Origin of the sequence: Streptococcus parasanguinis (genome assembly GCF_031582885.1) — a bacterium.
Taxonomy (GTDB): Bacteria; Bacillota; Bacilli; order Lactobacillales; family Streptococcaceae; genus Streptococcus; species Streptococcus parasanguinis_M.
The window spans coordinates 992,694-1,018,585 of sequence record NZ_CP133988.1 but is presented as its reverse complement, the minus strand read 5'-3'; the positions used below and the strand labels follow the sequence as shown (position 1 = coordinate 1,018,585).

At 43.1% G+C, this 25,892-nt stretch carries 21 protein-coding genes, 2 pseudogenes and 1 riboswitch; of the genes and pseudogenes, 2 read left to right on the top strand and 21 right to left on the bottom strand.

The annotated features are described in order from the left end of the window. Window positions 1-10: 10 nt before the first annotated feature. The 12 genes from RDV49_RS04805 to RDV49_RS04750 all read right to left on the bottom strand — a co-directional run bounded on the left by RDV49_RS04805 (window position 11) and on the right by RDV49_RS04750 (window position 14,020). Entirely contained in the window at window positions 11-721 is a 711-nt protein-coding gene (locus RDV49_RS04805; RefSeq protein WP_003008277.1) for an ABC transporter ATP-binding protein, read from the bottom strand. After that, window positions 721-1,485: an ABC transporter ATP-binding protein gene (locus tag RDV49_RS04800; RefSeq protein ID WP_003005595.1), complete on the bottom strand. Its 765-nt coding sequence runs from the start codon at window positions 1,483-1,485 to the stop codon at window positions 721-723. The genes RDV49_RS04805 and RDV49_RS04800 overlap by 1 nt, the downstream gene beginning before the upstream one ends. Continuing rightward, window positions 1,485-2,432, bottom strand: a complete 948-nt coding sequence (locus RDV49_RS04795) for a branched-chain amino acid ABC transporter permease (protein ID WP_003008278.1) — start codon at window positions 2,430-2,432, stop codon at window positions 1,485-1,487. The genes RDV49_RS04800 and RDV49_RS04795 overlap by 1 nt, the downstream gene beginning before the upstream one ends. A gap of 3 nt (window positions 2,433-2,435) precedes the next feature. Next, entirely contained in the window at window positions 2,436-3,305 is an 870-nt protein-coding gene (locus RDV49_RS04790; RefSeq protein ID WP_037608024.1) for a branched-chain amino acid ABC transporter permease, read from the bottom strand. A gap of 81 nt (window positions 3,306-3,386) precedes the next feature. Further along, entirely contained in the window at window positions 3,387-4,544 is a 1,158-nt protein-coding gene (locus RDV49_RS04785) for an ABC transporter substrate-binding protein (RefSeq protein ID WP_003008282.1), read from the bottom strand. A 108-nt stretch (window positions 4,545-4,652) separates the two neighbouring features. Continuing rightward, entirely contained in the window at window positions 4,653-4,931 is a 279-nt protein-coding gene (locus RDV49_RS04780; RefSeq protein ID WP_003008284.1) for a DUF2129 domain-containing protein, read from the bottom strand. A 277-nt stretch (window positions 4,932-5,208) separates the two neighbouring features. Further along, complete coding sequence (locus RDV49_RS04775) at window positions 5,209-5,799, bottom strand: ATP-dependent Clp protease proteolytic subunit (RefSeq protein ID WP_003008286.1); 591 nt, start codon at window positions 5,797-5,799, stop codon at window positions 5,209-5,211. Between the two features lie 128 nt (window positions 5,800-5,927). Further along, window positions 5,928-6,557, bottom strand: a complete 630-nt coding sequence (upp, locus tag RDV49_RS04770; RefSeq protein WP_003005574.1) for a uracil phosphoribosyltransferase — start codon at window positions 6,555-6,557, stop codon at window positions 5,928-5,930. 219 nt (window positions 6,558-6,776) lie between these two features. After that, window positions 6,777-9,437 carry a magnesium-translocating P-type ATPase gene (gene mgtA, locus RDV49_RS04765; RefSeq protein ID WP_003008289.1) on the bottom strand — a complete coding sequence of 887 codons (2,661 nt, stop codon included), beginning with the start codon at window positions 9,435-9,437 and terminating at the stop codon, window positions 6,777-6,779. A gap of 207 nt (window positions 9,438-9,644) precedes the next feature. Continuing rightward, a riboswitch (M-box (ykoK) riboswitch) is annotated at window positions 9,645-9,802 on the bottom strand. Between the two features lie 35 nt (window positions 9,803-9,837). Beyond that, entirely contained in the window at window positions 9,838-11,001 is a 1,164-nt protein-coding gene (locus tag RDV49_RS04760; RefSeq protein WP_003008291.1) for a MalY/PatB family protein, read from the bottom strand. Window position 11,002: 1 nt separating this feature from the next. Continuing rightward, window positions 11,003-12,100 (bottom strand): cystathionine gamma-synthase, encoded by a 1,098-nt coding sequence (locus RDV49_RS04755; protein ID WP_003008293.1) that lies wholly within the window; start codon window positions 12,098-12,100, stop codon window positions 11,003-11,005. Window positions 12,101-12,391: 291 nt separating this feature from the next. Beyond that, window positions 12,392-14,020 (bottom strand): putative polysaccharide biosynthesis protein, encoded by a 1,629-nt coding sequence (locus tag RDV49_RS04750; protein WP_037608027.1) that lies wholly within the window; start codon window positions 14,018-14,020, stop codon window positions 12,392-12,394. Window positions 14,021-14,107: 87 nt separating this feature from the next. Here RDV49_RS04750 and RDV49_RS04745 point away from each other — a divergent pair, with 87 nt between their 5' ends. Further along, complete coding sequence (locus tag RDV49_RS04745; protein ID WP_003008297.1) at window positions 14,108-15,553, top strand: UDP-N-acetylmuramoyl-L-alanyl-D-glutamate--L-lysine ligase; 1,446 nt, start codon at window positions 14,108-14,110, stop codon at window positions 15,551-15,553. 41 nt (window positions 15,554-15,594) lie between these two features. Here the strand turns inward: RDV49_RS04745 and RDV49_RS04740 are convergent, their stop codons facing one another. From RDV49_RS04740 to RDV49_RS04715, 6 genes and pseudogenes are all read right to left on the bottom strand, one after another. Beyond that, window positions 15,595-16,242, bottom strand: a complete 648-nt coding sequence (locus RDV49_RS04740; protein WP_003008300.1) for a DUF1803 domain-containing protein — start codon at window positions 16,240-16,242, stop codon at window positions 15,595-15,597. Further along, the gene (locus RDV49_RS04735; protein WP_003008302.1) at window positions 16,226-16,738 is read right to left on the bottom strand and encodes a YiiX/YebB-like N1pC/P60 family cysteine hydrolase; all 513 of its coding nucleotides are present in this window, start codon (window positions 16,736-16,738) and stop codon (window positions 16,226-16,228) included. The genes RDV49_RS04740 and RDV49_RS04735 overlap by 17 nt, the downstream gene beginning before the upstream one ends. Window positions 16,739-16,801: 63 nt before the next feature. After that, the gene (locus tag RDV49_RS04730; protein ID WP_003008304.1) at window positions 16,802-17,737 is read right to left on the bottom strand and encodes a manganese-dependent inorganic pyrophosphatase; all 936 of its coding nucleotides are present in this window, start codon (window positions 17,735-17,737) and stop codon (window positions 16,802-16,804) included. A 124-nt stretch (window positions 17,738-17,861) separates the two neighbouring features. Next, window positions 17,862-18,656 (bottom strand): pyruvate formate-lyase-activating protein, encoded by a 795-nt coding sequence (gene pflA / locus RDV49_RS04725; RefSeq protein ID WP_003008306.1) that lies wholly within the window; start codon window positions 18,654-18,656, stop codon window positions 17,862-17,864. Between the two features lie 214 nt (window positions 18,657-18,870). Further along, window positions 18,871-21,195, bottom strand: a complete 2,325-nt coding sequence (locus RDV49_RS04720; protein ID WP_037608030.1) for a DUF8508 domain-containing protein — start codon at window positions 21,193-21,195, stop codon at window positions 18,871-18,873. A 129-nt stretch (window positions 21,196-21,324) separates the two neighbouring features. Next, window positions 21,325-22,515, bottom strand: a pseudogene (locus RDV49_RS04715) (alpha-amylase family glycosyl hydrolase); the annotation flags it as partial. On the opposite strand from RDV49_RS04715, the pseudogene RDV49_RS04710 reads away from it, so the two are divergent. After that, window positions 22,511-22,741, top strand: a pseudogene (locus tag RDV49_RS04710) (UTRA domain-containing protein); the annotation flags it as partial. The pseudogenes RDV49_RS04715 and RDV49_RS04710 sit on opposite strands and share 5 nt — an antisense overlap. Window positions 22,742-22,925: 184 nt before the next feature. Here the strand turns inward: RDV49_RS04710 and RDV49_RS04705 are convergent. From RDV49_RS04705 to RDV49_RS04695, 3 genes are read right to left on the bottom strand one after another with little or no spacing between them, the layout of a single operon-like run. After that, entirely contained in the window at window positions 22,926-23,729 is an 804-nt protein-coding gene (locus RDV49_RS04705) for an ABC transporter ATP-binding protein (RefSeq protein WP_003005034.1), read from the bottom strand. 9 nt (window positions 23,730-23,738) lie between these two features. Continuing rightward, a complete protein-coding gene (locus RDV49_RS04700; RefSeq protein ID WP_003008314.1) occupies window positions 23,739-24,632 on the bottom strand; it encodes an ABC transporter permease in 894 nt (297 codons plus the stop codon). Between the two features lie 10 nt (window positions 24,633-24,642). Next, on the bottom strand, window positions 24,643-25,620 hold the full coding sequence (locus tag RDV49_RS04695; RefSeq protein WP_037608032.1) for an ABC transporter substrate-binding protein: 978 nt from the start codon (window positions 25,618-25,620) through the stop codon (window positions 24,643-24,645). Window positions 25,621-25,892 lie beyond the last annotated feature (272 nt).

The window sequence follows — 25,892 nt, the reverse complement described above, 5'->3', positions numbered from 1 at the left end:
TTTAGAAATCTTATCCACCAAGGTAGGCCTTGCGGACTTCTTCTGAGGCTAAGAGTTCTTTTCCTGTTCCGGAAAGAACGACTTTCCCTGTTTCCAAAACATAACCGCGGTCTGCGATAGCAAGAGCCTTGTTGGCATTTTGCTCGATCAAGAGAACCGTTGTCCCTTGTTTTTGGATATCTTGGATGATATCAAAGATTTCTTGGATAAAGATTGGAGCCAATCCCATAGAAGGTTCATCCAGAAGCAAGAGTTTTGGCGTCGACATAAGTGCACGACCCATTGCTAGCATTTGTTGTTCCCCACCAGATAGGGTTGCTGCATCTTGGTTCTTCCGTTCTTCCAAACGTGGGAAACGGGAGAAAACTTTCTTCAAGTTAGCTTGATTTTCTTCTCGATCTTTCTTCAAGAAAGCTCCCATCTCCAAGTTTTCCATAACAGTTAAGCCCGGAAAGACATGACGACCTTCTGGAACTTGAGAGAGTCCTGCTGCTACAATCTTTTGAGCCGGAACCTTTTGAATTTCCTGACCTAAAAACTCGATTTTCCCAGCACTTGGACGCACCAAACCTGAAATGGTACGAAGAATAGATGTTTTCCCAGCACCGTTAGCACCGATAAGAGAGACAACTTCCCCTTCGTTTACCTCGAAACTGACATCACGGACAGCCTGGATCATGCCATAGTGTACAGAAAGATTTTCAACTTTTAACATAGACATTAGGCTTCACCTCCTAGATAGGCTTCGATTACGCGTTTGTTGGTCTTGATTTCATCTGGCGTACCATGGGCAATCAAGCGACCGTATTCCAATACATAAATCCGTTCCGTTACTTCCATAACCAAGCTCATATCGTGCTCAATCAGCATGATCGTAATATTAAATTCTTTTTGAATGCGACGAATCAATTGGGTCAATTCTGCTGTTTCTTGAGGGTTCATCCCTGCAGCAGGTTCATCCAAGAAGAGGATTTTTGGCTCTGTAGCAAGGGCACGAACGATCTCCAAGTGACGTTGTTGTCCGTAAGCTAAGTTTTTGGCCAAGGTATCTGCTTCTTTTTCCAAACCAAAAATCGCTAACAATTCAAGGGCTTTCGCTTTCAAAGCTTCTTCATTCTTGTAATAGCTTGGCAAGCGGAAAAGACTCGCAAAGACATGTGGTTTGTGGTGATTAGCAAAGGCAATCAAGACATTGTCCAAAACGCTCAAATCTTTAAAGAGACGAATATTTTGGAAAGTCCGTCCCAGACCACCTGCAGCGATTTTATAAGGTGCTTTACCATTAAGTAGCTGACCATCTAAGGTAATGGTCCCTTCACTTGGTTCATATACCCCTGTTAGGAGGTTGAAGAGGGTTGTTTTACCGGCACCGTTGGGTCCGATCAAACCAACCAATTCCCCTTCATTGAGTTCCATGGTCACATCCCCAACGGCTGTCAAACCACCAAAGTTTTTTGTTAAATTTTTTACTTCAAGAAGTGCCATTAGTTAGCCTCCTTTTTTGAGAGTAGTTTTTTCAAGCTGAATTCCCATGTTCCAAGAAGACCACCTGGACGGAAGATCATCACGAGAATCAAAGCCAATGAGTAAATGATCATACGGACACTTGAGAAGTCTTGAAGCACCATGTTCAAGATACCCAAGACGATAGCTGCCACAACTGTTCCTGACATTGATCCCAAACCACCGAACACGACAATGATCAAGACATTAATGGTATTGGTGAAAGAGTAATCCTTAGGAACAACCGAGCCGATAAAGCCGGCTTGGAGAGATCCCGCAATCGCCGCTGTGATCGCACCAAATACAAAGGCAATGACTTTGACTTTGGTCGTATTGATCCCAACAGATTCTGCTGCGATTTCGTCTTCACGAACAGAAAGGGTAGAGCGTCCAATTGGACTGCGTAAGAAGTTAATCGTAAAGATCGTTGTAATGACAACAAAGAGGTAAACCAATTGCCAAGTTGTAAAGGCTGGCAAACCAAGGATCCCAGCAGCACCATTTGTTAGAGTACCCCCATTGACGATCAAGATCCGGATGATTTCAGAAACCCCAAGTGTCGCAATCGCGAGGTAGTCCCCTTTCAAACGAAGGGTTGGAACCCCAACGATCAAGGCAACGACACCAGCAATCAAAGCACCTAAAACCATCGCGCCAAAGAAAGCCCCATAGGTTGGTGATTTGGAACCAAGAATGGCTGCAGAGTAAGCACCAATCGCCATAAATCCGGCATGGCCGAGTGAGAATTGACCTGAGAAACCAACAATGAGGTTCAAGCCAACTGCAAGGATAATATTAATCCCGATTTGTTCTAAAATTTGGATATAGAAGAGGTTGAGCACACCCGCTGCAACCAAGACTTGGATCAAGGCAAAACCTGCGACCAAAAGACCAAGCCAGACTAAATTTACTTTTAAATTTTGTTTCATGGCTTACACCTTCTCTTTCACATTTTTACCGAGGATACCTGCTGGACGGATGAGCAAGATCACAATCAAGATGGCATACACAATGGCATCACGGAAGTCTGAAAGACCGATCGCTGTAGCGAAGGTTTCCAACAAACCGATAACAAATCCACCTAGGGCAGCACCTGGAATGATTCCGATTCCTCCAAGAACGGCTGCGACAAAGGCTTTGATCCCTGGTGTCATCCCCATCAAAGGCTCGATCGAGTTGTAATACAAACCAATCAAGACACCACCAGCACCCGCTAAGGCTGATCCCAAGGCAAAGGTAAAGCTAATGGTCCGATTGACATTAATCCCCATCAATTGAGCGGCATCACTATCCACAGATACAGCCCGCATGGCTTTCCCCATCTTTGTCTTTTGAATAATGAATTGAAGAGCGATCATCAAGAAAATAGACACTCCCAAGATCATCAACTGAATGTTGGAGATTGAAATAGGACCGACGTTGTAACGAACCGTTTCAATGACTTGCGGGAAGGAACGGGTATTGGCACCTACAAAGAAGACCATCCCATATTCGAGTAAGAAGGAAACCCCGATGGCTGTGATCAAGGCAGCAATCCGAGTCGAATGACGAAGCGGACGATAAGCCAGATATTCAATCACAACCCCTAAAATAGCTGTCCCGACCATAGCTAGAAGCAAGGCTACAAAGAAGTTCACTTTCCATGAGTTCAATAAGAAGTATCCCATAAAGGCACCTACCATGTAGACATCCCCGTGGGCAAAGTTGATCAATTTGATAATTCCATACACCATGGTATAACCAAGGGCCAAGAGTGCATAGACACTTCCCAAGATTAGACCGTTCACTAATTGCTGGAGCATTTGAACCATCCTTTCTAACAATAAAGAGCGAGGCCAGGAATTTTCATTCTCCCAGCCTCTTGTACAAACAACAAATGATAATTATGGTTTAACAGACTCAACAGATTTGACTTTACCATCTTTCAAGCCAATCATAAGAGCTGATTTAACCGGGTTGTGGTTCTTGTCGATTGACATTGTACCAGTCACACCTTCCAAGTCTTTCAACTTCGCAAGGTTGTCTTTCAATTCGACAGAGTTCTTCGCACCTTTAGATGCTTCTGCAACCATGTAAACTGAATCATAAGCCAAAGCTGCGAACATTGAAGGTTCTTCATTGTATTTCGCTTTGTAGGCTTCTACGAATTTCTTGGCTTTATCAGTCATTTCACCTTCAGTAGAGAATCCAGCTACGTAGTAGATATCTGTAGCTGCAGCAGGTGTTGCTTGTTCAACGAATTTAGCATCGCTAAATCCATCACCACCAATGATTGGTTGTTTGATTCCCATACCACGCGCTTGGTTTACGATCTTACCAGTTTCTGTGTAGTAACCTGGAAGAACAATCGCATCGAAGTCTTTATCTTTGATTTTTGTAAGGGCAGCTTGGAAGTCTGTATCCTTAGATTGGAAGGTTTCTGTTGCTACGATTTCACCTTTGTAAGATTTCTTGAAGGCTTCAGCAATCCCTTTCGCATAGTCAGATGAGTTATCATAGTAAAGAACAACTTTCTTCGCTTTCAAGTTATCAGTTGTGTATTTAGCAATGATTTGTCCTTGGAAGCTATCGATGAAGGTAGCACGGAAAAGGTAATCTTGACCTTTTGTCAAATCATCTTGAGTAGCTGATGGTGTTACCAATGGTACACCTGCTTTACCAGCATTGGCAACCGCTGCTGCAGTGGCACCTGAAGTTGCAGGTCCTACAAGAGCGTTCACTTTTGATTGAGTGACAAGGTTTGTAGTGACTGTAGCTGCTTCAGCTGTTTCAGATTTGTTATCTTTGTCTGTGACAACGATCTTCTTACCGTCAGCTCCACCCTTAGCGTTGATTTCATCAACAGCCAATTGAGCACCTTTTTGTTCGGCACTACCGTAGGCTGCTACTTCACCAGTTTTTTCAAAGTTAAAACCGACCTTCAATTCTTTGCCGATTTCGTTACCAGTTGTGTTTGAACCTGAAGTAGAAACTTCACCACAAGCTGCAAGAAGAGCGACACTTGCAATGGTTAAAAATGAAAGAGCAAATTTTTTCTTCATTTGTAATGATCTCCTTAAATGAATCTTAAATTAAATACATTAAGAATATACCGAATTATCTGACAATTGTCAATAAAAAAAGCGCAATCCATCAAATGATTGCGTTTTCTATCCTTCTGTGACCACAGATGGGGTCTCCAATCGCTCTAAACTACCCACAAAATCCGTATCCAAATCTTTGAGATAGCAAGGCAAGACCTTTTTAACATAACGTTCTTTTTTTAAATCTTCCATGACTTGGTCTGCCTTGTCACTATCCACATACAATTGGACATAGCGGCATTTCTTAGAATGGTACAAGACATCTCCGACAGATTGTAATTTTTTTCCGTCTCGATTGTAATACAACTTGACAATCAAGCCTGTTCTTTCTTGTTTCTCAAACATGGTCAATCCCTTTCTCGTTCTGTTACTAGTATATCAAATTTCAAGAAAAAGAACTACTCTTTTATGAGAGCAAAAAAGAGAGTGGGACAGAAAATGGTAATTCGTTAGAATTCGATTTCGTCGTCCCACCTCCGCACAGTTGAGTAGGGCTGTAAAAGCTGATGAAATCAGCGTAGTAGAGCCCACTCAACCACTGCGTTTTGCTCGACAATCCAAAAATAATTGAGAGGCTAGGACTTTTGTCCCAGCCTCTTGACGGACCTTCCCATAGGATGGTTTAGTCCAATTTATTATTGGCCATGATTTCATCAATAAAGCCATATTCAAGTGTTTCTTGCGCGCTCATCCAATTGTCACGTTCAGCATCAGCATGCACTTTTTCAATGGATTGACCTGAATTTTCCGCAAGGATTTTTTCCAAGTTATTCCGTGTTTTGAGCAAGTGTTCTGCTGCAATCGCCATATCGGTTTGTTGGGTACCACCACCAGTACCACCCATTGGTTGGTGAATCATATACTCGGCGTTTGGCAACATGAAGCGTTTGCCCTTCGCGCCGCTTGAAGCGATAATTGTTCCCATAGAAGCTGCCATCCCCATGACAATGGTTTGGACATCTGACTTGATAAAGTTCATGGTATCTACAATGGCTAGACCTGCCGAGACAGAGCCACCTGGTGTATTGATATACATATAGATATCTTTTGTATTATCTTGGGCATCCAAGAAGAGCAATTGAGCGATAATGGAGTTAGCCATTTGGTCCTCAACTGGTCCTGTTACCATGATAATTCGATCTTTCAACAGACGGGAATAAATATCGTAAGAACGTTCTCCACGACTGGTTTGTTCAATAACTACTGGAATCATCTATTCTTCTCCTTTAGTATCCATTCATTTTCACAATTCGTGAGGTTCAAAGTATATGTGCTATTATAAACCAATGGTCAAAAAAGGTCAAATCTTAAGCACCTTTCGGACGAATCATGAATGGTTTCTTATTTGGTACCGAATAAACGGTCACCCGCATCTCCAAGACCAGGAACAATGTAGCCATGTTCATTCAAATGATCATCGAGGGCTGCTGTAAAGATATCAACATCTGGGTGAGCTTCTTGAAGAGCTTTCACCCCTTCTGGCGCCGATACCAGGCAGACAAATTTGATATGGCTAGCGCCACGTTTTTTCAAGGAATCAATCGCTAGAATAGCGGATCCACCCGTAGCAAGCATCGGGTCTACTACAAAGATACGACGTTGATCAATATCTTCTGGCAATTTCACCAAGTATTCAACTGGTTTCAAGGTTTCTTCATCACGGTACATCCCGATATGGCCAACCTTAGCAGCTGGTACCAAACTCAAGAGACCATCGACCATCCCAATCCCTGCACGAAGAATTGGGACAATAGCCAATTTCTTCCCTGCGATTTGCTTTTGAACGGTTTTAGTAATAGGAGTTTCAATTTCAACATCTTCAAGAGGCAATTCACGCAACACTTCGTAGCCCATCAACATAGCAATTTCATCTACCAATTCACGAAAGGCCTTCGTAGAGGTATCCGTGCGGCGGAGAATAGACAATTTGTGTTGAATCAGTGGATGTGTAATAACTTCTAATTTTCCCATTTTGAGATCCTTCTTTCTAAGCTGTTATTTTTCAAAAAAGAACTATGATAAAAGTGGAGTCAAGCTCTACTCTTTCTTTCAGTCCCTCTTTGATACTCACAGCACATGGAAATCTTCATTTCCAACTTTACATTCTTCTTATTATACCAAATTTTACAAAAAAAAGAGAGCCCTTACACTTAATTTTTTAAGTTCGGACTCACTCTTTCTATCAATCAATTACAACCATTCTTTGTACTTCTTAATATAGATACGTTTGACAACCGTCACACTAAGCATATAGAGGACGATAATCGCAAACAATAGAACAAAGTACAATCCATTTAGTTGGCTCAACTTCAAGATAGAAGCCAAAGGACTATATGGAAGGGAGGTTACAAAGAAGGCTGCTGCTAGAGTCGTCACCACGACTGAGAAGGCTGGACGACTTTGGATAAATGGAAGTTTTGGTGAACGCAACATATGAATAACCATGGTTTGAGACCACATAGATTCAATAAACCATCCAGTTTGGAACACCATGATAAAGGCTGCTGCATCTGCTGCTCCATGGTTGTAGCCATGACCTAAAATCATTGGGACAACAAGGAAATAAAGAAGCATGTAGGTAATAATATCAAATACAGATGAAATTGGACCAATCCAGGCCATAAAGCGCATGATGGAGTTTGCTTCCCAGATACGAGGTTTCTTGAGGAATTCCTTGTCGACATTGTCAAAAGGAAGGGCGATACAAGAAAGATCATAGATAAGATTGAGCACAATCAAATGAACAGGAGCCATTGGAAGGAAGGGCAAAAAGATGCTGGCAAAGAGAAGAGAAAAGATATTCCCGAAGTTAGAAGAGACCGTCATCTTGATATACTTGGTCATATTGGCATAGACCTTGCGGCCTTCAACCAAACCTTTTTCAAGGACCATCAAGTCCTTATCTAGAAGGATGACATCTGCTGTTTCCTTGGCAATATCCACAGCGGTGTCCACAGAGATCCCGACATCTGACACCTTCATAGATGGAGCATCGTTGATCCCATCTCCCATGTAACCAACCTTGTGGCCATTGTTCTTGAGGCAGACGATGATCCGCGCTTTTTGATCTGGTGATAATTTGGCAAAGACCGTTGTTGTTTCCACAACTTGTGCTAACTCTTGGTCAGTCATCGTATCGATTTCGCTTCCCAAAAGAATCCGCTCTACATCTAGCCCTACTTTTTCACAGACAGCTTGGGTTACCTTTTCATTGTCCCCAGTTAAGATCTTGGTGGTTACGCCATATTCTGCAAGAGCTTTGATAGCGGGAGCTGCAGAAGGTTTTGGTGGATCAAGAAAGGCAAGGTAACCGGTTAGGATCATGTCTCGTTCATCTTCAACACTAAAGATGTCATTTTCGTCCAAGTCGGTTTTGTAGCTGACTCCCAAAACACGAAGACCTTGTTCATTTAATTGAGCAACTTCAGCGAGGACCTCTTGACGGACTTCATCTGTCAGGCGTTTAATCTCTCCCTTATACTCAACATAAGTCGATACAGAAAGCATTTCTTCCAAGGCACCCTTGGTCACCATGCTGACCACACCGTCTTCGTCTTTGACAATGACACTCATGCGACGACGTTCAAAATCAAAGGGTAATTCATCAATCTTATGGAAAGTTTGATCCAGATCGCGAACAATCTCATGTTTCTTGGCTTCTTTCTGGGTCCGATTGATAATCGCCCGGTCCATCAAATTTTTTAGCCCGGTTTGGAAATAGGAATTCAAGTAAGCCCGGCGAAGGACTGATAGATCCAAATCGCCATGAATATCAAGCGGATACTCCAAAACGATTTCATCTTGGGTCAAAGTACCTGTCTTATCAGTACACAAAATATCGATGGCGCCGAGGTCTTGGATGGCATTGAGTTTTTTGATAACGACTTTTTCCTTGGCCATGATGATGGAGCCCTTAGCAAGACTCGCTGTAATAATCATCGGCAACATTTCAGGAGTCAAACCAACCCCAACGCTGAGGGCAAAGACACCCGCTTCTAACCAGTCACCATCTGTTAGGCCATTGATCACAAAGACAACGGGCACCATCACTAACATGAGCCGAATCAAGAGCCAAGAGATGGTATTCATTTCTCTCTCAAATGAGGTTGGTTCGTCATAGGTGTTGATGGTTTGCTCAATGGCGCCCATCATGGTTTCATCCCCCACGACCAAGACCAAGGCTGTCGCCCGTCCAGAAATGACATTGGTTCCCATGAAGGCCAAGCTTTCACTCTCCAAGAGACTGTCTAGATTTTGACTGGCGGCTTTTCTGAGACAAACCTTTTCAACAGCATCACTTTCCCCTGTGAGGCCAGATTGTTGGACAAAGAAGTCACGGGAATCAATCAAGACCACATCTGCTGGAATCATATCGCCGGCACTTAGTTTGATCACATCTCCTACGACGATTTCATCGATCGGAATTTCTTGTTCCGCTCCATCACGCAGAACGGTCGCTGTATTGACAATCATACGTGATAAGTTGCTAGCTGCTTTGTCGCTCCGCAATTCTTGAATGAAGCGGATACCACCAGAGATCAGGACCAAGGTCACAATGATGATGGAGGTCGTTGGATCCTGTTCACCTGGTTTTGCTAGCCAGACATTAGTGATGAAGGAAACCAGCGCAATGACCAACAAAATCACTGTAAAAGGATTGATGATCGATTCATAGATCTTTTTGATCATAGAATCTTCTTGACCTTTTGTGATGACATTTTCGCCATAAATATCGCGGTTTTCTTCTACTTGATCGTCAACTAAACCAAGGGCACTGGTTTTGTAGGTGGCAAAGGTGCTTTCAAGTGGTTCTTGAAGAGCAGCAATGAGTCTTTCTTTATTTGTTTGCATTGGTATCTCCTTTTTCAATCAGGAGCCAATCACTTTTAGAGTCCCTACGACACAAATCAGCGATTGGCTGGTTCGGTGCGGTTCGGGATGATCATCGATTTGTATCATAGCTCTCTCCTTTCTCTTTTCTTGGTAAGTCATAAAAAAGAGTCCTACCCTCGATCGGTAGGACTCATGAAACTCGTCATTTATTTTTCAATCAAAACTCTCAAAAAACTGACCGTCCAAGCTTTAGCTCCGCAAGGCAATGAAATGAGCTTAGTCTTGACCTTTGCGATCAGGACTGTTGACCAACGAGTAGTGTCTCCACTGCTTTGCGGTAGTCATCCGTATCCTTGTGGTAGCCTCACCTACCGTATTTCGAGTTTATTGTACTCCTTCACTTACAGAAAGTCAACACTTATTTGTGAAAAGTTTCCACCAAGCGTTTGGTGATTTCTTCAATGAGGGTGAATGGAGCTGCCACATTGAGGCGGGCATGCAAGTTTCCTTCTTTTCCAAAATCTGTTCCACGGTTCAAAATCAATTTGGCTTGGTCATGAATTTTAGCATGCAGCTCATCATCGCTATAAGGATAGGCTGAAAAGTCCAACCAAAGAAGATAGGTGCCTTGGGGTTTCATGACACGAATTTTGGTCTTTTCATGCAATTCATCAACCACATAGTCAATGTGTTTTTCAAAGACTTGCTTGAGTTCTGTCAACCAAGGTTTACCATGGCGATAAGCCGCTTCTGTTGCAATATAGCCCAAGCCTGAAATTTCATGTTGATTATTGGCCAATTGCCGTTGTTTAAAAGCCGTACGAAGCTTTGGATTTTCAATGACCACATAGGAATTTTTTGTTCCTGCAATATTAAAAGTCTTGGTTGCACTGGTTAAGATCAAGCCGAAATCTTTAAAGCTTGGATCAACCGTGTTAAAGCTGATATGACGGTGGCCAAACAAGGCCAAATCTTGGTGGATCTCATCTGAAACGAGAAGGACACCATGTTTTTGACAGAGGTGGCCGATTTTTTCCAAGACTTCACGATCCCATACACGGCCTCCAGGATTGTGCGGGTTACACAAAACATAGAGTTTCACCTCTTGCTCCACAATATCTTTTTCCAGCTGATCAAAATCAATTTGGAAAAGACCATCCTTTTCAACTAATGAATTTTCGATCAATTTTCGACGATTGAGTTTGACACTTCGTGCAAATGGAGGATAGACCGGCGTATTGATTAAGACAGCATCCCCTTCCTTAGTAAAGGCTTGAATAGCTGTTGAAATGGCTGGAACAACACCTTCGATAAAGACGATCGCTTCTTTGTCAAAGGAATAGCCGTGCTCTTCTTTTTCCCAATCAAGGATAGACTGGTAGAGGCTATCTGAGGCATAGGTGTAGCCGTAGACCATTTGGTCTGCATAGCCGATCACAGCTTCTCGTACTTCTGGAATGACATTAAAATCCATGTCCGCGATCCAAGCAGGAATGATTTCTGGATCTGTCTCTGTTTCTTTCCACTTGTAGGTATGGTGGGTCAAGCGATTCGGTAAAGTCGTGAAATCATATTTGGTCATCTTAAGCCTCCAATGCTTGTTTCAAATCTTCAATCAAATCATCCGCATCTTCGATTCCGATGGACAACCGAAGAAGATCATCTGTCAAACCATATGAATGGCGAACTTCTGCAGGAATGTCCGCATGAGTTTGAGTGGTAGGATAAGTGATCAAACTTTCAACTCCGCCAAGGCTTTCTGCAAAGGTAAAGACTTGAAGGGAATTCAACAAGTTAGGAATTTTTTTCTCATCTTGAATTTTAAAGGAGACCATTCCACCTTTTCCAGTGTAGAGGACTTCTTTGACCTGAGGGGAGGTTTTCAAAAACTCGACCACCTTGCGAGCATTCTCTGTAGAGCGCTCCATCCGGATAGAGAGCGTCTTGAGACCACGGATCAGCAGATAGCTGTCAAATGGGGAAAGAACAGCACCTGTCGTGTTCAAGTTGTAAAAGAGTTTGTCATACAAGTCTGCCTCATTTGTCACGACAACACCAGCCAAGACATCGTTGTGACCAGCTAGGTACTTGGTTGCTGAATGAAGAACAATATCCGCTCCCTCTTCAATTGGGCGTTGATAGATAGGGCTATAGAAAGTATTGTCCACCACGACTTTGGCACCTTTTGCATGGGCCAATTTAGCTAAATGAGCAATATCAAATTCCAACATCAATGGATTTGTTGGTGTTTCAATATAGAGGACATCCACCGGATCATTATCTAGATGGTGGATCAGTTCTTCTTCTGTATTGGCATAGGTGAAAGAGAAACGACCCTCTTGCTCTTGTTGGTTAAACCAACGGAAAGAACCTCCATAAAGGTCACGAACGGCTAAGACTTTTGAACCAACTGGGAAAATGCTAAAAGCAAGCACGATGGCTGACATTCCAGAGCTTGTCGCCAAAGCATAGTCTGCACTTTCGATAGCTGCCAAAGTCTTCTCAGCTGTTGCGCGTGTTGGATTTTTCGTACGGGTATAGTCAAAACCTGTAGACTGACCAAATTCTGAGTGTTGGTAAGTCGTAGAGAAATGCAAAGGAGTCGTTAAAGCTCCCGTTGCTTTATCCGACTTGATTCCTGCCTGTGCCAAGATAGTATTGATATTGCGTTTTTTACTCATATTGCCCTCCGATAAACATTCAATCTAACTGATTACTATTTTATCACTATTATGAGGAGAGCGGTTTTCCCATTTTCAAGACCTAGCTATAGTTTCAAACTATAAGAAAAGAGAGTGGGACAGAAATCGTTAATTCGTTAGAATTCGATTTCGTCGTCCCACCTCCGCACAGTTGAGTAGGGCTGTAAAAGCTGATGAAATCAGCGTAGTAGAGCCCACTCAACCACTGCGTCTTGCTCGACAATCCAAAAATAATTGAGAGGCTAGGACTTCTATCCCAGCCTCTCAGGTTTATTTAATCCGGAATTTTTGTCTGAGACGTGCAGCTTGACCTCCGATAAAGCGGTCAAAATACCGTAGCCATAATCCTAAGGCTCCATAGATAACAACTCCTAATCCGCCAATGACGATGATATAAATCATGCTCGATACACGGCCATTTGGTGGGAAAATCCAGCCCAAAATCAAGCCAGCGATCAAGACTCCAAGTAGCATCACCATAGTCAGGATAGAACCAAGCAAGGTCCGCTTGAAGACGATGGTGCGATTAAACTGAGTGATGGTTTGGATCTCTCGATACATGAGAACGATTGGCACCATTAAGGCAATGGTCGTTGACAAAAGTGGTCCATAAGAACGAAAGACCAAAATAAATGGAATTTGTAGGACCAATTTCACCACTACACCATAAAGGAAGTAGCGAATGGCCTTGCGATTTTGAAAGAGAGCTTGAATCATTGGCGATAAGACCGTGTAAAGACCGAGAATTACGGTCTGCAACATCGCTACGATGAAGAGTCCTAAGGCCAAGCCATCTGGTTGCCCATAGAAAACCGTATAAAGTGGTTTTGCGACTGCTACTGCACCAAAGGTGGCTGGAAGTAAGAAAGCTAGCAACATGGTCAAGTTATCCTGTACGAGCTTCCCAGCCGCTTTTAGGTCCCCCTTCACATAATTCTCTGTCAAAAGAGGAATCCCGACTCCCCCAATCGAAGTCGCTACCGCAATCAAGATCATGGTGATTTTGTTTGGATTAGCAGAGAAATAACTAAACATGACCAAGAGCTGCTTTTGACTATAATCTGTGAACCAAGACATGACATTGATAAAGGTCATCTGGTCAACAATTTGGAAGAGCTGAATCGCGGAACCTGTGATGATAAAAGGAATAGCCTCACGAATCGTATCGATCAAGAGAGCCCGAGTATCAATCCCTTCACTTCCCTCTTGCTTTTTAAAAATAGAAGAGAGCAAGCCTGTCTTTGCAAGGTAATAAAAGAGCACCAGAAGGCTCGCTCCCATACCGATAAAGGCCGCAAAGGTCGACTGCGTCACAGCCTGCACGTAATCACCTGAGCCAATCTTCATAATGAAGAAGGTCGTGAGCAACATCCAGATGACCCGGATGACTTGTTCAGCGATCTGGCTAATGGCGTAAGGCTTCATGTTGTTAAAACCTTGGAAAAATCCCCGAATGACACTCATCGAAGGAAAGATCAAGACAGCCCAAGAAAGGCTCTGCATGATCGGAATCAACTCTTTTCCCCCACCTGAAAGACTCGCAAAGACAGGAGACAAAAGATACATGAGAATGGCAAATCCAAGGCCTAGAATTCCCATAAATTTCAAGAAGCCCCGAATCAAAGCAAAGCTATGATCGGCTTGGTCCCGGGTATTGTATTTGGCTACTTGCTTAGCAACAGCTACGGGTACTCCGGCTGTCGAAATCAAAAGAAACCAAGCATAGATATTGTAGCCCATTGTAAAAAGACCATTGGCTTGTGGCCCATATTTCCCCATCCAAATATACCAAGGAATAATATAAGCGGCTCCTAGCAAACGGCTGATAAAGTTGCTGGCTGTCATCCAGGCAGTCCCGCGTAGCATCTGGGCTTGCTGGTCATTTTGTTCGTGACTCATTGGTGTCCTCTTTCGTTTCTTCTTCTCTTCATTATAAACTTTTCCATGACACTTGTAAAATAGGGACTTTAGGTTTACAATAGTTTTATGATTACAATTGAACAAACCCTCAACATTTTAAAACATGACCAAAATTTCCGAGAAGTTCTAGTAAATGGTGAATACTACTACCATCTAGAAGGAACAAGTTTTGATGCTATTAGCTATGATAGCCGTAAGGTTTCTGCTAGCACCCTCTTTTTTGTCAAAGGGGCCAACTTCAAAAAAGAATACCTGGAACAGGCTATTTCTAATGGACTCGGCTTTTATGTCTCTGAAAAAGATTATGAAGTTGGTATTCCTGCCATCCTCGTCAATGATATCAAACAGGCCATGAGCTTAATCGCCATGGAGTTTTATGGACACCCTGAGAAACAATTAAAACTATTGGCCTTCACAGGGACTAAGGGAAAGACAACAGCGGCCTACTTTGCTTACCATATTTTGGAACAAAGTCACCGACCAGCTATGCTGTCTACCATGAATACGACACTGGATGGTAAGAACTTCTTTAAATCGACCCTGACAACGCCAGAGAGCTTGGATCTTTTTTCCATGATGGCTGAGGCAGTAGCCAATGATCGGACCCACCTCATTATGGAAGTTTCCAGTCAAGCTTATCTAGTGAAACGGGTTTACGGTCTGACCTTTGACGTTGGTGTTTTTCTCAACATCAGTCCAGACCATATTGGACCGATTGAACACCCAACTTTTGAGGATTATTTCTACCACAAACGTCTCCTCATGAAGAACAGCCAAGCCGTTGTCATCAATAGTGATATGGATCATTTCCAAGTTTTAGCGGACCAAGTCGCAAACCAAGACCACGATTTTTATGGAAGCCAGTCTGAGAATCAAATTGAAACCTCCAAAGCTTTCAGCTTCTCAGCCACTGGTAAATTAGCTGGAAACTATGATATCCAACTGATTGGACATTTCAACCAAGAAAATGCTGTAGCAGCGGGTCTTGCCTGTCTTCGTCTAGGTGCGAGCCTCGAGGATATCCAAAAAGGGATTGCTAAGACGCGCGTTCCTGGCCGAATGGAAGTCTTGACTCAGAAAAATGGCGCTAAGGTTTTCATCGACTATGCCCATAATGGAGATAGCTTGAAAAAACTGCTCTCAGTAGTTGAAACCCATCAAACGGGGACCATTTCACTGGTCCTTGGATCAACCGGTAATAAGGGAGAAAGCCGCCGCAAAGACTTTGGCTTACTCTTAGAAGACCATCCTGAGATCCAAGTCTTCCTCACAGCGGATGATCCCAACTATGAAGATCCTTTGGCTATCGCTGAAGAGATTAGTAGTTATATCACGCGACCTGTCGAAAAAATCGCAGATCGCGAACAAGCCATTCAAGTGGCTATGGCAATGACTAGCAAGCCTGAAGATGCCGTCATTATCGCCGGAAAAGGAGCTGACTGCTACCAAATCGTCAATGGCGTAAAAGAAGAATATCCAGGCGATGCCGCCATCGCTGAACGTTATTTATAATCAAACGAAAGAAGGCTAGGAAGTTTTCCTAGCCTTGTTTATTATTTGATAAACATCAGTCTTTCCTTGTCCAAGTCCACTGCTAATTCATATTTGCCTTCAGCATTTTTGCGGATATAGCCTAAGACTTCTAAACTATCAACAAAGATGTCTCTGCGCTTTTGCTGGACTTCTTCTTTTTTGAGGAACTTGAGCAAAAAGCTGGTCATATACTTGAGAGCATACTCGGGATTCACATCGCCCAAAATAGCATAGAGTTTCTCTTGCTCCTCCGTCAAAGGATATTGGTGTTTCACCTTGTAGAAGTAATTGGAAAGAGTCTGTGCATGTCGTTCGAAGTCAGTCTCCTCTATGAGAATTGCTGCATTAGTCGTGTTGCGAAGTTCTGTTTGGAAGACCTTGGCTTTTAATTCTTGATAAACTGCACTGTCCTCTCGAACAAAGACCTCTTGATCCAGTTCAACTCGATCAGCTGACTCTAAGAAAGGCAAATTGAGAGTGTAGCGTTTATTTTCTCGAAGGATGAAGCCCTCTTTGATATACTCCTCCATCAGCTTATCCACTGGTTGATCTGGAAATTGGGCCTTGATTTGCCGCAGGATCACATCATCCTGCTGGTCCAGATAGTTGATCAAGTCCTTGAAAAATGGCTGACGTGTCAAACGTGTGGGATTAATGATCTGAATCATCCAAATACCTTTCTTTAAACTGTAGACGGGGAGACTGGGCTAACTGACTCGGGTTGGTTCCGGGCTGATCTAGAGGAACGGCTAAGCCAAGTTCCTTGTAGTAGTCCAGCCAGAACGGACTAATCTCCTCTTCCTCATCTCCAAACTTCATGGGAATGGTCTCAAAAACAGGGAGTAGTTCAGCGATGAACTGGGAACAATAGAAACCATCTCCATCTGGGTAAAAGGACGCATTGTAGGGTGCCCCTAAGAGACTCTCTGCTCGCTTTTTGACCTCTGCACCATCAATCTGCTCATAGTGATAAAGGTCATAGACTTTTCCAGCTTCAAAGAATTCCTCAGGAGACTGAGCAAGGACACCACCTTCTACCGTGGCATGATAGACCTGTCCGTCCAAAAAGATGGCCACATGGCTATAGTGACCAGTAGATTCCTGGATGGCCTGTCCTATATCCGAATCATCTTTCACAAAAATCAAATCACCATTTTCTAACATACTTCTCTCCTAGCAAAAAAGGAGCCGAAACTCCTTTGTAACAATGGGCTTCCCCATCTATGATTATGCATTAAAGCTTTCAGTCAATTGTGGTACCACTTGTTTCTTACGTGAAACAGCACCTGGAAGGAAAGCGTGGTTGTTTTCAAGTTTGAAGTTAAAAGCTGCCTCTACCTTGTCCATATTAGCACCAAGAGCCAAAATTTCTGAGTTTGAGTTGACGATGTCTGTAATCATCAAGACAAAGTCAGAGTAGCCGTTAGCGGCATTTGCGGCTTGGATGGCTGCTTCGATTTCAGCTTGGCGGTCCAAGACTTCAGCAATATCAACTGTGTTCACTTGAGCCACACGAACATTGTTTCCGTTGAGTTCAAATGTCTTGGCATCGATATCAATCAATTCTTCAGCAGATTTGCTTGCCAAGTTTGTACCAGCCTTGAGCATGGCAAGACCGTATTCTTCCAAGTTGACACCAGCCAATTCAGCCAATTCAGGAGCAATGACTTTATCTGATGGGTGAGTGGTTGGAGATTTCAAAAGAAGAGTATCTGAAATCAAACCTGATAGCATCAAACCTGCGATTTCTTTTGGAACAGCTACACCATGTTCTTTGAACATGCGGTAAACGATAGATGATGCGGATCCAACCGGTTCCAAACGCATGTAAAGTGGGCTTGCAGTTTCAAAGTTAGCCACACGGTGGTGATCCACTACACCGTAAACTTCTACTTCAGCGATATCTGAAACAGATTGTTGGAATTCGTTGTGGTCTGTCAAGATGACTTGCTCTGCACCTTCTGCTTTAGCAGATGTGATAACGCGTGGTGCTTCCACACCAAAATAATCCAATACGAAAGCTGTTTCTTCATTTGGAGTTCCAAGAGCCACTGCTTCTGTATCCAAACCGTAAGCTTCTTTTGCAAGATAAGCAAAGGCTACAGATGAACCGATAGCATCTGAGTCAGGATTTTGGTGACCAAAAACGAGAATTTTTGACATGTTTCTACCTCTTTATTTCATTTATAGATTCACTCTATTTTAGCACGTTTTGCTATTTAAAGAAAGGGAATAGTTGTGCATTTCAATAGAAAAGACAGCTGGAAGGCCCATCTGTCTATACTTTTTATCCTTTGACCCGTTTCAGGTAATCTTGGTAACTTTCTGTTTCCATCAAATCTTTTGCATTTTGGACCCGTTCTTTTGTCGGTGGTTTCACACCTTCCAACTTGTACGGAATGCCCAATTCACGCCATTTGAATTCCCCCATAGTATGGTAAGGAAGGATCTCAAATTTATCAACATTTTTAAGGGTTTTAACAAATTTTCCAAGTTCGATCAGGTCGTCATCTCGGTCTGTCAAACCTGGGACCAAAACGTGACGAATCCAGACTGGTTTTCCAATATCAGATAAGTACTTGGCACAAGCTAAAATTGTTTTATTGGTATGGCTGGTCACAATTTTGTGTCGTTCATCATTGATTTCCTTGATATCCAGAAGCACCAAGTCTGTCACCGCCATCAAGCGGTCGAATTTTTCCAAATAACGAGGTGTATTCCGGAAAGGAAGGGCACAGGTATCCAAGGTACAATGAATGCCCAACTCTTGAGCCTTGGTGAAGAGGGCGATCAAGAAGTCAATCTGCAAGAGGGCTTCTCCTCCACTGACAGTGATTCCCCCTTTTTGGCCCCAAAATCCACGATAACGGAGGGCTTCTTCTAGGACATCATCCACTGTCCGTTCACGGGACTTGTTGGTTTCCATTGCCCAAGTATCTGGATTGTGGCAGTATTGACACCGCATTTGACACCCTTGAAGGAAGACAATAAAGCGGATCCCAGGCCCGTCTACTGCCCCAAAACTTTCTGTTGAGTGTACCATTCCTGTTACTTTTCCATAATCAACTGTTTCATTTTCCATTGAGGAACCTCTTCTCTTGAAAACGTTTTATGATTTTATTATAACACGATTCCATCTATTTTAAAGAGTTTAAGCTTCTTTTTGAAAAGAAACTGTTCTTTTCAGTAGTTTTCATTGTCCTAGTACAGTTTCCAATATGGGACTATCTGTCCTGTATTTTAGGAGAAAAAAAGGAGCCAGCGACTCCTTTTTTAGATCTTTCTTATGAAACACGTTAGTGAGTCGTCTTTTTCTTCTTGTACCAGACAAGACTCATCGTAGCTACTGTCACTCCAAAAAGAGCTAGATAGCTTGTTTCTTGTCCGGTAGATGGAAGGATTTTCCGTTTACCTGGTGTCTTGGTTTCTGTTGCTGCCTCTTCCTTGTCATCTTGCTTCTCATCTTGCTTCTCATCTTCGTTCTTGCCCTTCTCTTTGCTTTCAGATGTTGAACTCTTTTGTTCATTGGCTTGAGCTTGATGAGGGACTAGTTGAGATCCTGTATTCGATGAAGAAGGGCTGGTTTGATCCGTTGCTTGTCCTGTATTTCCTTGTTGATCATCTGTCGGCGTTCCTGGAGTTTGTGCTCCACTAAAGTCGATTTGGACCAAGACAGGATCATGGTCTGATGCACGACCGTGTTCCTTCATAAAGGAAGCATTGATATGGACTGGTTCAAACCTTGCTTTAGCTGCCATGTTGTTTGAGATAAAAATGTTATCCAAAACTTGATTGCTTCCACGGTAGAAATAAGAATAGCGATCGCCTGCATCATGTTGGGCCATTAAGTTGGTTAGTTCGTTGCCCGCAAGGATCTGTGCCGTAGTTGAGAAATCGTAGTCATTAAAATCACCCGTCAAAACAAAGGTGGTCTTAGGATTTTGCTTCAAGCCTTCTTGAACGAATTGATGGATGACACTGGCTTGTGCTTCACGAGTTGGCAAGGTATGTTCCACTGCTGGTTGACTTGCACCATAAATAGCATCATCTCCGATTTTTGATTTCAAGTGATTGGCAATCACCACAACTGGTTGACCTTTGAATTCAAACTCAACAGCCAAAGACTTGCGAGTATGATCAAACGATGGGTCATTAGGGGCAATCCGAGCTGGATTTTTAACCAGGTGTCCCTTGTCAAATTGTGCTGCCTCGTTGCTCGTTGCTGCCTCTTTTTTGGCTAAGCTCACGCGTTCTGGATTGTAGAGGATTCCCAAACGAATATTGGAACCAGGCTTTCCTCCGTCAGCGCCATCTACTGGAGCAACCTCCGTATACTCATAGCTCTTGCCACCCAATTCCTTGATCCGATTGGCTAGTTTGCGTCCACTTTCAACACCACTGGTCGTTCCGTCATCCACACTACCATTATTGTCCTGCACTTCAATCAAAGTGATGATGTCAGGATTGTGAATTTCATGGATAAAGGAATTGGCAATCAGCGTCACCTTATCCTCTGGGGTTTCATTTTTGGCATTGTTGGCCGAGAAATTTTCAATATTGTAGGAAGCGATGGTCAGCTTATCCTCACTTGGTTGGGTTAGAGCTGCTTGACGCTGCAAGCCACCGTCTTGGACTGTCAACTGTTGAGTGGTCTCTAACTTATAAAAGCTATTCCGATACGTTACCACTCCTGTCACATCTTCTGCAAAGTAATCCTTAGCTTTTGCGACAAACTGATTGCCAATATAAATCGGGATCGTCGCTGTATTTTGCGCATGTGGCCGTAGATTCAGACCTCCAATATTGTTTAAAGGAAGGCCTGTAAAATCTTCTCCCAAGACATAGATATCTCCTTTGTACTGGGGACCAAGGACATGCGGTTTCTTCACTACTGTGAGCATTCCTTCCAGGCTTTCCCAATAATCGAGGGCATCGGTTTCTGGAGCATAAGCAGTCGGATTAGGCTTCACCTCTGCTGGCATGCCCGCAGTGATATTCACAGCTTCTGGAAGAGGGGCTGTCCCATCTTTTGTGATCCAAGCATCGACTAGCATGGTCACCGTTAAACTATTCGTCGGTTCCTTAAAGGTCTTCCCAGCTCCCAAGGTAACCTCTTCCATATAACCTTCCTTGACGGTACCGGTGATTTTAACCTTATCGCCGACTTTCACCTTGTATTTGGAAACAACATAAATCCCATCTGAAGTCCGACTATTGCCATCCGATTCAATATCTTGGGCATAAAAACCATAGCGGTCTGTTTTGGTCACCACCGCATTTTTGATGGCTAACTTTTGACCTTCCAGTGGAGAGCGTTGCGATTCCCCTTGAATGTCCCCGATCTTAACCGTTTTCTCCTCAGTAGCGTCTGAGGAACTGCTAGATGTCTCTTCTTTATCACTCGAAGCTCTCGTCGTAGCGTCTGTAGTTGTTGTTGTAGCAGAAGTCGAACTATTTGTCGAGCTTTCCTCGCTGCTAGTGTTCGTCACAAGCGCTGGCTCTGAAGTCGAAGCTGTGGTCTCGTCTGCAACTACCGTGAGGGCACTGCTAAAGACCCCCAACTGACTAGCCAATAAGGTGGCTACTCCCAGTAGGCGAATCTTTTTACCGTTTTTTCTCATGCGTTTCTCCATCCCTAAAAAGTTTTCCTCTTTTATTATAAGGGAAGAACTTTGCATTTTCAAGCGCTTTCAAAAATATTTTTCAAAAAGAAAAACACTTCGACCCAAAAAGATCGAAGTGTGAAATACTTAAACTAAAATCGCCAGTGTCTGATATGGTTTCAGAATTACTTTTTCAGAAAGCTCTACCTTCTCATAGTTGGACAAGAGCACGCGCCCTGCTTGGTAGTCTTTTGGAATCGCTACTTCGACTTCACTTCCATAGAAATGATTGAGTACCAAGAGTTTTTGACCGTCTAAGTGGCGTTCAAAAGCGTAGACTTCTTGACTATCTTCCAGTGCTGGCAGGTAGCTGCCTTCTGAAATGATGGGCATTTCTTTTCGCAAGCGAATCAATTCTTTATAGAAGGTAAAAATTGGGCCATCCATTTCCTTTTCAACGTTGAAGTCTTTATAGGACTTCCCAACTTTCAACCATGGCGTCCCTGTTGAAAAACCGGCATTTAGAGAAGCATCCCATTGCATGGGCGTACGTGAATTATCACGTGACTTAGCTTGGATAATCTTGAAGGCTTGCTCAGGTGACTTGCCTTGGTCCAAGAGCATTTGGTAAGCATTGATGGACTCCACATCCACGTAATCTGCCATCGAATCATAGTCTGGATCTATCATGCCGATTTCTTCTCCCATGTAGATATAAGGGGTACCACGTGACAAGTGAAGGCTAGCTGCGAGCATGGTCGCTCCTTCATTGCGGAAGTTCTTGATATCTACAAAGCGATTCAAGGCACGAGGTTGGTCATGGTTATTCCAGAAGAGGGCACTCCAACCATCTCGTTCACTCATTTCCTTGCCCCAAGTATGATAGAGACGCTTGAGCTCTTCAAAATCAAAGGGAGCAATGGTCCATTTTTGACCATCTTCATAGTCGACTTTCAGATGATGGAAGTTAATAGCCATAGACAACTCGTGGCGCTCCGGTGCTGAATAGAGAACACAGTTGTCAATGGTTGTCGAAGACATCTCTCCAACGGTCATAAAGCTATCATCAGAACCAAAGGTCGCTTCATTCATCATACGAAGATAGTCATGCACAATGGGTTTATCCGTATAAGCTGGCTTCCCTTCATTTTCAGGGCAATCCACCAAGACCTCATCTTTCCCAATCAAATTGATTACATCGAAACGAAAGCCTTTGACGCCCTTGTCCCGCCAGAAGTTGACCACCTTGAACAACTCCTTGCGGACATTGGGATTGCGCCAATTGAGGTCTGCCTGCGTCACGTCAAAGAGGTAAAGGTAATATTTCCCCGTATCTCCAATAGAAGAAGACTTGAAATTGCAGATTGGCTATGCTAAAAAAGAAATTTTGATTTCACCAATCGATAATCGCGACAAAATCTTACTGGATCTTGGAAAAGACCAACACGTGGTAACGGTCCGTTCCCAAGTTCACTTAGCAGACGGACGGCAATTCCAATTCACCGAAAGCCGACACAAATTAGACAAGTTTCATTTTGTCGACTATGCAGAGCGGAGGAAATAAAGGAGGCTGGGACAAAAGTCCTAGCCTCTCAATTGTTTTTGGATTGTCGAGCAAGACGCAGTGGTTGAGTGGGCTCTACTACGCTGATTTCATCAACTTTTATAGCCCTACTCAACTGTGCGGAGGTGAGATGACGAAATCGAATTCTAACGAATTACCGATTTCTGTCCCACTCTCTTTTATTTTATCCTAATACCAATTCATCACTAACCAGGGTTTCACCACTGTTTTGTTGGAAGAGGCGCATCAAATCTTCAACCGTTAGGTTTTTCTTTTCTTCTCCTTTGACGTCGACAACGATCTTGCCTTGGTAGAGCATGATCAAGCGGTTGCCGTATTCAATGGCATGGTTCATATCATGCGTAATCATCAAGGTTGTCAAATCATGGCTTTCCACGATCTTTTGTGTCAATTCCATGACCATTTCACTGGTCTTGGGATCCAGCGCTGCGGTATGTTCGTCCAGCAGCAAGAGTTTGGGCTTGACCAAGGCTGCCATGACCAAGGTCAAAGCTTGACGTTGCCCACCAGACAAATATTGGGTATCCACCTTAAGACGGTTCTCTAAACCGATATTCAGTTCCTTCAAGGCTTCACGGAACAATTCGCGATCTTTCTCCCGAACTCCCCAGCTCAAACCACGAGATTTCCCCCGACGCTGGGCAATGGCCATATTTTCTTCAATGGTCAAACGGGAAGCTGTCCCCATCTTAGGATCTTGGAAGACACGCGCAATATCTTTCGCACGCTTACGAACACTGGTATTTTTGATGGAGTTACCTTCTAGCAAGATATCCCCTTCATCCACGACTAGATTTCCTGCCAAGATGTTCATCAAGGTTGATTTCCCAGCTCCATTTCCACCGATAACCGAAATGAAGTCCCCTTCTTCTACTTGGAGGTCCAAGCCTTTGAGGACATGGTTTTCATTGACTGTTCCTGCTTCAAATGTCTTATGAATGCCTTCAATTGATAATAATGTTGCCATACTTTTCTCCTACTTATTTCCTAACTTCAATCCGCGAACGCGAAGATGTTTTTGCGCCTCAGGAGCGAACAAGACAATTGCGAGCAAGATCGCATTGAAGAGACGAACCATATTTTGATCAAGATTTGGGATCTCGTAAATATTTAAGATAATCAAACGGTAAACAATGGCTCCAACCCCGATGGAAAGCAAGCGCCAACCAATAGTCAATTCGTGAATCAAAACCTCAGCGATAATCACCGCACTCAAGCCAACCACGATCGTCCCTGTCCCAGAAGTCACATCTGAGAAACCATCATTTTGAGCAAACATAGCGCCACACAGAGCAATCAATCCATTGGAAATCATGTAGCCCAACATCTTCATGTTATCTACATTGACCCCATTAGCCTCACTCATTGGGATGTTATCACCTGTCGAGCGCAAAACCAAGCCAAGTTGCGTCTTCATTAAGAGGGTCAACAAGATACAGACGATGATCAAGCAGGAAATACTAATCAAAAAGACAGCTTCTTCATTAGAAAGTCCAAATTTCATGACACTCTTAAAAATGGTACTGGCATCGCCAATAGAGAGATTGGGAACTCCCCCCATGATTTTGATATTGATAGAGTAGAGACCCGTCAAAGTGACAATCCCTGTCAAGAGGGCTGGAATTTTCATTTTTGTATGGAGAATCCCAGAGACCAAGCCTGCAATCATCCCTGCAAAAAAGCCCAACAAGGTTGCAATCCAAGGGTTTCTTCCCGCTTGAATTTGTGAGGCTACAACTGCTGCCCCAAGTGGAAAGGCTCCTTCTGCCGTCATATCGGCAATATCTAAAATTCGAAATGTTAAGTAAACACCGATCGCCATGATCGACCACAATAAACCTTCTGATAAACTTGATAAAACGAAATTCATCTCAAACCTCCTATTTTTCTACCTTCAACGAGCTAATATCAATTCCAAGCTCTTTAGCCATCTCTTTATTGGTATGCAATTCTAATTTTTCAGGTGTTTCAACTGCGACTTTTCCAGGTTTCTCACCCTTCATGATGCGAATAGCCATCCGAGCAGCTTGTCTCCCCAATTCCTCATAATCGGTACCAAAGTTGTACAAACCACCAGTGGCCACCATCTCAGCAGATCCACCAAAAACGGGCACCTTATGGCTGATAGAAACCTGTTTGACAGTGTCCATTGTAGAAGAGATAATATTGTCCGTCGGAACAAAGACGATATCTGCCTCTGACATGATGCTGTCTGCTGCAGCTTTCACATTGTTACTATCGAGAATTGTTTTTTCAACCACTTGATAGCCTTTAGCTTCTAGGATCTTCTTCGCATTGTCTTTTTGGACGACGGAGTTAGGCTCACTTTGCGTATAGAGAATCCCAACTGTTTTCGCCGTTGGAAGCACTTGCTTAATCATGTCTACCTGTGTAGCGATCGCATCTTCTGACTGGTCACTTGTCCCTGTGATATTGCCACCTGGTTCTTTCAAGTTTTTCACCAATTTCGCTGCCAATGGGTCGGTCACAGCTGAGAAGACAATAGGTGTTGATTTAGTGGTATTAGCCAAACTTTGTGCAGAAGGGGTTGCAATCGCAAAGACTAGATCACTTTCTTCTGCCAATTGTTTAGAAATATTTTTCAGATTTCGTTGCTCCCCTTGAGCATTTTGGAAATCGATCTGAATGTTTTTCCCATCTACATAGCCTTCTTTTTTCAACTCCTCGATAAAGCCTTTTCGTGTCGCATCGAGCGACTTATGGGTGATGTACTGGGAAATCCCAATTCGAAAGACATTGTCTTTTTTAGTATCCTTTAGGTGGTGTAAGGTCACCAATGATGTTAACAGAAGTCCTACAACCAGGACAGGTGCTAGCAATTTTTTCACTACTTTCATTTTTTGACTCCTTTTCTGCAAATAAACAAAAAATCCGCTTAGATGATTCTCTAAACGGATGCTTGAAATTCTCCAACAAGTTACAAAACCTCGGTCCATTTAGATACTAGCTCTATGGACCATCACAAAAATCTTAGCCACATAGATACAAACAAATTGCTTGGGTTGTTTGCATCCATGAGATCATGTCTACAAACACTATCTAAAGTAGCTAAAGTAAAATTTTTGAGTTGAAATGGCTTGTTGCTTCATGTTTATTTTCTGCTTTCTTT